The organism is Streptomyces alanosinicus, assembly GCF_014650595.1.
Lineage (GTDB): Bacteria > Actinomycetota > Actinomycetes > Streptomycetales > Streptomycetaceae > Streptomyces > Streptomyces alanosinicus.
This window is the reverse complement of record NZ_BMVG01000065.1, coordinates 18,699-29,163: the sequence shown is the minus strand read 5'-3', so window position 1 is coordinate 29,163 and position 10,465 is coordinate 18,699. Positions and strand designations below refer to the sequence as shown.

Below are 10,465 nucleotides of genomic sequence, written 5' to 3'. Positions count from 1 at the left end.
GATCCGCTCCCGCGCCGTCAGCTTGCCCTTGGCGTGCTGCGCCTCGGTCGCCTTCTCACTCGGACCTGCCACCGCCCGCGCACGGATCTCGTGCAACTCGGTGACCCGCCCCTTGGTGGTCATGGCGCTTCGGTGGGCCGCAGTGCGGCGAGTACGGTCCGGGCGATGTCCTTGAGGTGTGCCTCGGGGGTGAGGGAGCCGATGCGCAGGATGATGTGCCGGGCGCCGGCGGCGACGTAGCCCTGGAGCCACTCCGTGCACCGTTCGGCCGAACCCCAGCAGTAGGCCTGGATCGGTGCCATTTCCGACAGTGAGCGGCGGTAGTAGCGCTGGATGTAGTGGTCGAGTTCGGCCTCGGCCGCGCTTTCGTCGGCGCCGACGTTGATCGTCGCGTACAGCCCGGGTACGACCGCGTCGGCGGGCCGGCCCTCCTGCGCGAGAAGGTCCTGGATCCGCTGCCAGGCGTTCGCGTACGCGGTGGTGGAGGGCAGGAAGGGCAGCCAGCCGTCGTAGTGCCGGGCCACCCGGCGCAGGACGCCCGGGGTGTCGCTGCCGGCGAGCCACAGCGGCGGTCCGCCGAGCCGGGCGGCGGGCAGCAGCCGGTCGAGGTGCTGTGCCTGGGTGTACCGGCCCGTGTAGGTCGCGTGCGTGCCCTCGCTCTGGTCCTGCCAGGCCTGGCGCCACAGGCCGACCAGGTCGTCCAGGCGACCGGCGCGGCTGCTGTAGGAGGCGCCGGCCGCCGCGAACTCCTGTTCCGTCTCTGGGATCGGGAAGCCCGATCCCAGACCGAGGGTGAGCCGGCCGCCGCTGATGTGGTCGAGGCTGTTGATCAGGTTCGCGCCGATCAGCGGATGGCGCAGCGCCGGGGTCAGGGCCGCGGTGCCCAGGCCGATGCGCCGGGTTGCGGAGGCCGCGGCCGACAGCACGACCAGTGGGTCCAGCCGGGGCCGGGCGATCAGGGAGTCACCGGCCCACAGGGAATCGAAGCCGAGCTGTTCGGCTTCGGTCGCGAAGTCGATGAGGGAGCGCGCATCGGTGGTGCCGGTGATGGCCTGTTCCCGGGTGGGCAGCAGAATCCCGACGTGGAGCCGGTCGGGTGCGGGCATGGCAGGGCTCCTTCGCGTTCTTCGCATCCGTCGCATCGCGGACGGGCGCGGTGCGGATGGGGCATGGGGCATGGGGCCCGTGGGCCACGCGTCCTCCGGACGCGTGGCCCACGGGTGGCCGGTTCCTCGGCGACCGGGTCTGACAATCGGGGCTCAGTCGCGCGTTGCCTCCGCCAGCCGGTAGAGCTGGCTGCAGAAGTCCTGCGTGATGGCCTGTGCGTGGGCGTCGATGAAGAAGTGGCCGCCGGGGTACTCCCGGTGACCCAGGTACTGCGGGCTGCGCGGGACCCAGGAGGCGAAGGCGCCCTCCTGTTCCTGCAGACCGTCGCTCTTGCCGCCGTACGACACCAGCGGGCAGGGCACCAGCGCACCGTGGTCGACGCGCTGGGCGGCCACCGACAGGTCGGCGCGCAGCGCGGGGATGACCATCCCCAGCATCTCGGGGTTGTCGTAGATCTCCGCGGGGAACGAGCCGAGTCGCTTGATCCAGGAGACCAGTTGCTCCTCGGGCATGGTGATGTGCTCCTCGCGGGGCACGAAGAAGCCCTCGGGTGCCCAGCCGGACATGCCCACCATGAGCGGGCCCCGAATGCCGTCCTTCTGCATGCGGACGGCCAGTTCGTACGACAGCTGGGCGCCCAGGCAGTGGCCGAAGAAGGCGAACGGGCGGTGGTCGACCGTGGCGAGCACGGCCTCGTACAGGCCTTCCACCAGGGGCTCCCACGCGGTGTAGGCCTCTTCCTGGCGGCGTTCCTGGCGCCCGGGCAGCGTCACCGCCTGGGCGCTGATGTCGCCGGGCAGCAGGTCCGGCCAGTCCCGGTAGATGATCGCTCCGCTGCCCGCGTGCGGGAACAGCAGCAGCCGGATCCGGGCGTCGGGATCGGCCTCGGCGGGCTGGAACCATTGGCCGGCCGCGGACATTTTCTGCGCTATCGAGGTGCTCACCTTGCGGTTCCCTCCATGACATGGGTGTGGTCGGCCGACGCGGCAGCGGCGGCCTGCAGCCGCTCCCGTGCGATCCGGCGAAGGATCTTGCCGGCGGGGTTGCGTTCCAGCTCGGACACGAAATGAAAGACGGAAGGGATCTTGTAGTCGGCCAGCCGGCCGCGCAGGAAGAGCATCAGCTCGCGCGGGGTCAGCCGCTGCCCCGGCCGGAGCACGACACAGGCGTGCACCGCCTCGCCCCAGTGGTCGTCGGCCAGGCCGACGACGGCGCTCTCGGCGACGGCCGGATGCTCGGCTATCTCCTTCTCGATCTCGGCGGGGTAGATGTTCTGGCCGGCGACGATGATGGTGTCGTTGATCCGGTCGCAGACGAACAGGTAGCCGTCCTCGTCGAGGTAGCCGTTGTCCCCCATGTACAGCCAGCCGTCGCGCAGCGTCCTGGCGGTGGCCTCGGGCCGGTTGAAGTAGCCGAGCATCCGGCCGGGGGTGTGGATGCAGATCTGCCCGATCTCACCGGGCGGCAGCGGCCGGTCGTCCGGGCCCACGATCTTCAGGCCGGTGCCGGGGCACACCTTGCCCGCCGAGCGCAGCCGCGGACTGCCGGCCCGGTGGTCCCGCGGGGGCAGGCACACCGGCACGGTCGCGGTCTCCGTGCTGCCGTAGATCTGTACGAACTCGCAGCCGTACACCTCCAGACAGCGCGTCAGCAGGCTGGTGGAGATGGGCTCGCCGCCGTAGTAGATCTTCCGCATCGAGGCGAACGCCTCCGGACCGGCGTCCCGTTCGTCGAGCATCATCCGCAGCATGGCGGGGGCGGCGAAGGTGGTGGTCACCCCGAGGCCGCGGATGAGCCGGATGGCCTCCTGCGGTACGAACATGCGCATCACGACGTTGGTCAGCCCGGCGTTGAAGCCGTTCCAGAACCAGGCGGTCCCCGCGGTGCCGAGTCCGGGCAGGGAGATGAGGTTGATGTCGTCGGGCCGCCAGTCCACCCAGTCCAGGCCGGCCTGCCGCATCGCCGGCGCGAGGGTGAAGAAGCTGCGGTGCGGTATCACCGCGCCCTTGGGCAGACCCGTGGTGCCGCTCGTGTAGATCTGCACCACGGCGTCGTCGGGGCCGGTGACCGGGTCGAGATCGGTGTCGGGGGCACCCGCCCACCAGGCACGCAGGCCGGCACCGGGGTCGGTGTCGCCTTCCCTGTCGATGCGCACCACGGTGTCGAGCGCGGGCAGTGTCGGCCGTACCCGTTCGGCCACCGGCAGGAAGTCGCCGTCGACGAACAGCAGCTGTGCCGCCGAGTCCCGCAGGATGTGGTCGGCCTCCTTGGGCGTCAGCCGCCAGTTGACGGGTACGAGCACGGCGCCCGCCTTCGCGCAGGCCAGCACGACCGTGTAGTAGTACTCCGACTCGCGGCCCAGCCAGGCCACCCGGGTCCCGCGGCCGGCCCCGGACGCCCGCAGCGCGTGGGCCGCCTGGTTGCTCAGCCGGTGCAGCCGGCCGTAACTGGTGCGGCGGTCCTGGCAGATGACGGCCGTGTGGTCCGCGCGGTCGCGGGCGTGCGCGGCGGACGTCGCGGCCAGCGTCCAGGACGTGTCCTCGTCCATGCGTCTCCTTCGAAGTGATGGGGCGGTCAGCCGGCGTCCGGGACGAGCTGCGCGTCGAGGTGTTCGGCCAGCGCCTGCGGGGAGGGGTGGTCGAACGTCAGGGAGGCGGGAAGCGGGACGCGGAAGTCCGACTCCAGACCCACCCGCAGGTCGACCGACATCAGCGAGTCCAGGCCGAGCGCGACGAATTCCGTGGCGGGATCGACTTCCTCCTCCTCCGCCTGGAGGACGGCGGCGACCCGGGCCAGCACGACCTGGCCGATGGCGGCGAGCCGTTCCGGCTTCGGCTGTGCCGTCAGGGCGTCGAGGTCGAGCGCGGGGCCGCTCGCCTCCGGGCCGCTGCCCTGTCCGGTGCCGCCGCGGCCCACGACCCGTGCGTAGAGCGCGTTGGTCAGCGGATTGACGGTGACGAAGCGGTCCCAGTCCCACTCGCCGGCCACGTACTGCACGGCGGGGGCGGACAGCAGCCGGCGCAGGGTGCGCAGCGCCCGTGCGGGTGAGAAGAACCGCATGCCGGTGCGTTCCAGCTCTGTCGCCATGTGCTCGTCCAGCCGGGCGGACATGCCCACCCGGGACCACATGCCCCAGTTCACCGCCCGGCCCGCCAGGCCCTGCCGGGCGCGCCAGGCGACCAGTCCGTCGAGGAACGTGAACGCGGCGGCGTAGTGCGCCTGGGTCGCGCCGCCGACCACCGCGGCGATCGAGGAGTGGACGACGAAGAGGTCGAGGTCGGGGAAGTCGAGGCTGGCCTCGTGCAGCAGCCAGCCGCCGTAGGCCTGGGCCGCGAGCTGTTCGTCGATGTCCTGCCAGGTCATGCTGCCGATCAGCGACTTGCCCGCGGTACCGGCGGCGTGCACGATGCCGCCCAACGGGACGTCGGCGCCGCGTAGTTCGGCGAAGAGCCGGGCCACGTCCGCCGGTTCGGCGAGGTCGGCCCGCCGCACCGTGATCTCGCATCGCTCGCCGAGGGCGGCGAGGACCGGCTCGGCCTCAGGTGTCGCCTTTCCGCCGCGGCTGACCAGCACCAGGTGCCTGGCCCCCCGGTCGGCCAGTTCGGTGGCCGTGACCAGTCCCAGACCGCCGAGGCCGCCGCTGATCAGATAGGTGCGGTCCGGTCGTACGACGGGGGCCGGACGCGCGGTGGGCGGGCCGGAGCGCTCCGCGGCGGACGGCGCGACGACCACGACCGGCTGGCGGGTGCCGGCCAGGGTGGAGGGGGTCGGGGTGGCGGTGGCCTGGGTGGCGGTGACCGCCTCGCCGGCCTCGTCCAGCCGGAAGACGTCGACGGGCACCGGCGGCAGCTCGCCCCGGACCACCGCCGCCGCGAGCGTCGAGAGGATCTCGCCGGTCCGCTCGCCCGGCGCGTCGGCTTCGGCGCCGCCGTCGGCAGCCGGTGCGGTGCCGTCCCGGCCCGGGGAACCCAGCGGCACGTGCCGGCCGCCGGCGGCCAGGCAGGCGGTCCAGGGAGCGGTGCCGTCGGTGTCGAACGCGACGTCGACGCCTCGCCCGTCGGTCAGCCGCAGCACTTGTCGGGCCGGGTCGGCGATGTGCGGTGCGATGACCTGGATCCGCTCCGGTGCCGCGAGCGCGGGGAGCGCTTCGGCGACGGCCAGGGCGATCACCCGGTGTCCCTGCCGGGCCGCGAGGGCGAGGAGGGCCTGGCCGACCCCGTCCCTGACCGGCACCAGCACCGTGGCGTCCGGCGCGGCCTGCGCCTGCCGCAGTGCCCGGTGGGCGGTGAGGTAGCAGCTGGGCAGGGCGGCCGCGGCGGCCAGGTCCAGGGTGTCCGGCACCGTCGCCACCAGGTCGGCCGCGACCGTCACGCTGCCGCGCAGCGAGCCGGTGTGGTGGGCCACCACCCGGTCACCGACCGCGAACGGCGCTCCGGAACCCACCTCGACGACCGTCCCGCTGCACCCCGAGCCGAGTACGGCGGGCTCCGTCTCCGGGACCGGCGCGGTGGTGCGATGGTGCACCGCGGCGCCGTGCACCCGCAGCCGGACCTCGCCGGGGCCGGGAGCCGTCTCGTCCGCCGCGACCGGAACGAGCTCGTGTCCTTCGCCGGACTCGGGCCACCGCACGGCGAATCCGCCCTGCCAGGCGGGGGTGGCCTCGCCGGGCAGCAGCCGGCGCACATGGCGGCGGCCGTCGCGGTAGGCGATCTGGTAGTCGTCCGTTGCCTGCGCGCGCACCTCGTCGGCCAGCACGTCGAGCCCGGCGTCGGCCGGCAGATCGACCAGCGTGGCCCGGTGGCCCGGATACTCGTTGAGCAGCGTGTGCCCGAAGCCCCACAGGGTGGCGGCGGCCAACTGCTCGCCCGTGCCCGGCCGGTCGTCGGGCAGCCACTGGGCCCGGCGGGTGACGAGCCACAGCCGTGCCGCCTTGTGCGCTCCCGAGCCGGTCAGTGCGGCCACGACGGTCAGCAGATCCCGGTAGTTGCGCTCGCACTCGGCACGGAGCCGGGCGGCGGACATCGGCCCGTCCCCGGCCTGCCAGCACCAGCACACATCGGTCACCGAGGCATCGGCGAGCGCGTCGGCCAGGGCGCCGGGGCCGTCCAGGTACGTCCAGCGCACACCGTTCGCGGTGGCGGCCCGGTCGGTGGACGCCGCGCCCAGCACCAGGATGTGGCGGGCGGCCGGCTCCGCGAGCGGTACGGCACCGCGGCGCAGCCATTCGAGCCGGTGCAGGAAGCGCGGCCGGTGCTCGGGCTGTCCGGGCAGGCCGAACCGTACGTCCCGCAGCTCGGCGACGGGTGCGTCGCCGTCCAGCAGCAGGAGGTCGGCGTGCCGCTCGTCGCCGGTGCCGGTCACCCGGCCGACCATGCGCAGCCGGGCACCGCGCGGCTTCTGGAACAGCCGGACGCTGCCGTACCCGAGGGGGATGACGGCGGTGCTGTGCGCGTCCAGCGCCGCGACGGCCTGGGTGGCGCACTCCAGGACCTCGACGGGCAGGTGCTCGGCGGCGCCGGTGGTCCGGTTGGCCAGTTCGCCGGTGATGACGCCGCCGGGATGCCGGGACACCCGGGTCAGCAGACGGTAGCGGTCCGAGTAGCGGCGGCCCACCGATGCGAGGTCCGTGTAGAGGTCTTCCGCGAGGACGGTCTCCGCCGCCTCGCCGGGCATGTCGGCCAGGGCACGCAACGCGGCGCCGGCGGTGTCCTGCGGCCTCGTCCCGTCGGGGTCCGCGAGGACGGCGGTGGCGTGCAGCCGTTCCTGGTCGGCGGGGCCGCTGGCCACCTCGACCCGGTCGCCGCCCTCCGGACGGGGCAGCAGTCGGGTGCGGATCTCGACCGTGCCCTCCTCGGGCAGCGTCAGCGGCTCCAGCACCCGCAGATCCCGCAGGGTGCGACGGGTGTGGCCGTACACGGTGTCCTGCAGGGCCAGCGACAGCTCCACATACGCGGCGGAGGGCGCCACCTGTCCCTGGGCGGTCGTGTGCCCGTTCAGTACGGACGGCCGTCCGGCCGTGTACCGGCCGGTGAACTGCCGGGTGCCGTCGGGCTGTTCCGCGGGGGCCGGGTCCTCCCTGCCCAGCAGCGGATGCCGGTCGGAACCCTGTCCGGCGGCCGCGTCGGCGGCCGTCCGGGTGTGCTCGGGCAGCCAGTACCGCTTGCGTTCGAAGGCGTAGCCGGGCAGCTGCATCCTCGGCAGGGAGTGTCCCGCGTGGACGTCGGACCACGACACGTTGACGCCCGCGGCGTACAGGTCGGCCAGGCCGCGCAGCACCGTGTCGCCGTCCGGGTCGCGGCGGCGGGCGCTCGCGATCCACCGGTGGTCCTCGGCGGGCACGCACCGCTTCGCCAGCGCGGTGAGTGCCGTGGACGGCCCGATCTCGACGAAGGCGTGCCGGCCGCGCTGCGCCACCGCTTGTACGCCCGCCATGAACAGCACCGGTTCCCCGATGTGCCGCACCCAGTAGTCGGGGTTGCCCAGTTCCGGGAACCGGCCCGGCGCACCGGTGATGTTGGAGATCAGCGGGATCTCCGGCTGCCGGAAGACGATCGTGTCGATGGCGGCCCTGAACTCGTCGAACACCTCCGCCATCAGCGGCGAGTGGAAGGCGTGGGAGACGGTCAGCGGATCCACCTGGATGCCGAGTTCACGCAGTTCGCCGACGAGGTCCGCCAACTGGTCCGCGGCCCCGGAGACGACGCACTGGTCGGGGGCGTTGACGGCGGCCAGCGCGAGCCCCGGGCGGTCGGCGAGCAGCGCGGACACCTTGTCCTCGGGCATGCCCACCGCCGCCATGCCGCCCGTCTGCCGCACCGACTGCATCAGGCGCGCCCGATGGGCCACCAGGGTGACCGCGTCGGACAGCGAGAACAGTCCGGCGACCGCGGCGGCGGCGACCTCGCCGATGCTGTGGCCCATCAGGACGCTGGGCCTGATGCCCCACGACATCCACAGGCGGGCCAGCGCGTACTCGAAGGTGAACAGGGCCGGCTGGGTGTAGCCGGTCCGGTCCAGCAGCGTCGGGTCGGTGGCCTTGCCGAGTATCAGCGCCCGTACGGACTCGGCCAGATACGGGGCGAACAGGTCGTCGCAGGCGTCCACGTGTTCCCGGAAGACCGCGAAGCGGCGGTAGAGGGCGGCGCCCATGCCCGCGTACTGCGTGCCCTGCCCGCTGAAGCAGAACGCCACCTTGCGCACGGCGGGTGCGGTGTTCTCCCGGTCCGCGGCCGCGTCGAGCAGCTTGACCAGGTCCGTGCGGCTGCGGACGACGCCCGCGACCCGCTGGGGGAGGTGGGCCCGGCCCACGTTGGCGGTGTGGCACAGCCGGGCGAGATCCAGGTCGGGATGGGCGTCGACGAAGGTGCGGTAGCTGTCGACCTGGCGCCGCAGTCCGGCGGCGTTCTTGCCCGACAGGGTGAACACCCGCACGTCGGAGTCCGTCTCGGACGCCTGGCGGGCGGGCGCGTCGGCGGCCGGCGGTGCCTGCTCCAGCACGGTCGCGGCGATGGTCCCGGCGAAGCCGAAGCTGTTCACCACCGCTCGCCGGGTGCCGGCCGGCCAGGGCCGGCAGGTCGTTGGCACCGTCACCGGATAGGTGTCCCAGGGGATCCTGCTGGTGGGGGTGGTGAGGTTCAGGTGGGGGTAGACCAGGCCGGACTTGAGCTGCAGGGCTGTCTTGATCACACCGACGATGCCGGAAGCCGGCTCCATGTGCCCGATGTTGGTCTTGACCGAGCCGACCAGCAGCGGGCTCTGCCGTGAGTGCGAGTCGGCGAACACCCCGTTGATGGCGCCCAGTTCGATCGGGTCGCCGAGCGGGGTGCCGGTGCCGTGGGCCTCCACGTACTGGATGTCACCGGGCGTGAGCCGGGCCGCGGCGAGCGCGTTGCGGATGACCTGCTCCTGGGCGGGGCCGTGCGGGACCGTCAGCCCGGCGCTGTCGCCGTCCTGGCCGATCGAGGTGCCGCGCACCAGGGCGATCACGTTGTCGCCGGCCCGGCGGGCGTCCGACAGCCGCTTGAGGACCAGGATGCCGCAGCCCTCGGCCCGGGTGTATCCGTCGGCGGACTCGTCGAAGGTCTTGCACCGTCCGTCCGCCGCCAGCATCTGGCCCTGGGAGAACATCACCATGAAGCTCGGGTGGTGCAGCGCGTTGACCCCGCCGCACAGCGCGATCGAGCACTCGCCCGCGCGCAGCGCCTGGACCGCCAGGTGCAGGGCGCTCAGCGAGGAGGAACAGGCGCTGTCCACACAGATGCTGGGGCCGCGCCAGCCCAGGAAGTACGACACCCGTCCGGCGACGGCGAAGACCGGGCTGCCGGCCGCGAGGTGCCCGTCGAGTTCGTCGTACGGCAGCGCGCCCATGTGCAGCGCGTAGTCGAACGAGCTGACCCCCATGTAGACGCCCCCGTTGCCGTGGCGCAGCGGGGTGGGGTCGATGCCGGCGTGTTCCAGTGCCTGCCACGCGGTCTCCAGCACCATGCGCTGCTGGGGATCGATGTAACGGGCCTCTTTGGGGGAGATGTTGAAGAAGGGCGCGTCGAACAGGTCGATGCGGTCGAGGAAGCCCCCGCCCGCGGTGGTGATCTTTCCCTTGTCGTCGGGGCCGTCGGGGCGCAGCGCCTCGGCGTCCCAGCGGTCCTCCGGGAGGGGGCGGATGCCGGAGCGGCCCTCGCGCAGGAAGGTCTCGAAGTCGTCCGCCGACTCGTTGCCCCCGGGCAGGCGCAGGCCGATTCCGACGATGGCGATCGGCTCGGTCTCGTCCGCCGCGAAGGACGTGGACTGCTGCGCTTCACCGGACATGGGAGGCCTTCTGGTCGGCGGACGGTGTGGAAAGCCTGTCTGCGAGGTGGGAGACGAGCTGGTCGACCGTGGGACGGCTGAAAAGCACCGTGGCGTCGATGTCCAGGTCGAGCTCGGCTTCCAGACGGGCCCTTATCTCGGAGAGTCGAAGAGATGTCAGGCCGAGATCGAAAAATCCCTGATCGAGGGGTAATTCGTCACCGCTGTCCATGAACAGCGCCTCCTTGACATACCTCGATACGAGCTGTTCCAGGGCGTCTTGGCGCTCCTGCCGGCTCATGCCGCACAGTTCCCGGCTGGTATTCATCGCATCAAGGTAAACAGCATGTGCTGACGCCCGGCTGATCGGGCGCTGATGCGGACGGGCCCGCCGCGGGGGCCGTGTGCGCCCCGCCCCGGCCCGGGGATTGAAAGCACCGGCGGCGCACCGGCAAGCTGGGGCGCAGCCACCATGTCGCGGGGACCGGTGCGCGTCGGTCCCCGGTTTTATTACCTCTGAGGTAATCGACACGGCTCCCTCCGGAGTGCGAAGCTCGATACATCGAGGCGCCAA

At 72.6% G+C, this 10,465-nt stretch carries 5 protein-coding genes; all 5 read right to left on the bottom strand.

The window, feature by feature from the left end; genetic code table 11:
• Window positions 1-119: 119 nt before the first annotated feature.
• Entirely contained in the window at window positions 120-1,106 is a 987-nt protein-coding gene (locus IE277_RS44320; protein WP_189959478.1) for an LLM class flavin-dependent oxidoreductase, read from the bottom strand.
• Between the two features lie 153 nt (window positions 1,107-1,259).
• Window positions 1,260-2,051, bottom strand: a complete 792-nt coding sequence (locus IE277_RS44315; protein ID WP_229882504.1) for a thioesterase II family protein — start codon at window positions 2,049-2,051, stop codon at window positions 1,260-1,262.
• Window positions 2,048-3,655, bottom strand: coding sequence for a long-chain-fatty-acid--CoA ligase (locus IE277_RS44310; RefSeq protein WP_189959476.1), 1,608 nt, complete (start codon window positions 3,653-3,655; stop codon window positions 2,048-2,050). The genes IE277_RS44315 and IE277_RS44310 overlap by 4 nt, the downstream gene beginning before the upstream one ends.
• Window positions 3,656-3,681: 26 nt before the next feature.
• Window positions 3,682-9,912, bottom strand: coding sequence for a type I polyketide synthase (locus IE277_RS44305; RefSeq protein WP_189959474.1), 6,231 nt, complete (start codon window positions 9,910-9,912; stop codon window positions 3,682-3,684).
• Window positions 9,902-10,219, bottom strand: a complete 318-nt coding sequence (locus IE277_RS44300; protein ID WP_189959472.1) for an acyl carrier protein — start codon at window positions 10,217-10,219, stop codon at window positions 9,902-9,904. The genes IE277_RS44305 and IE277_RS44300 overlap by 11 nt, the downstream gene beginning before the upstream one ends.
• Window positions 10,220-10,465 lie beyond the last annotated feature (246 nt).

Coding starts and splice junctions, on each gene's coding strand:
- IE277_RS44305 (WP_189959474.1), bottom strand. CDS start 9,912: ATGTCCGGTGAAGCGCAGCAGTCCACGTCCTTCGCGGCGGACGAGACC.
- IE277_RS44320 (WP_189959478.1), bottom strand. CDS start 1,106: ATGCCCGCACCCGACCGGCTCCACGTCGGGATTCTGCTGCCCACCCGG.
- IE277_RS44300 (WP_189959472.1), bottom strand. CDS start 10,219: ATGAATACCAGCCGGGAACTGTGCGGCATGAGCCGGCAGGAGCGCCAA.
- IE277_RS44310 (WP_189959476.1), bottom strand. CDS start 3,655: ATGGACGAGGACACGTCCTGGACGCTGGCCGCGACGTCCGCCGCGCAC.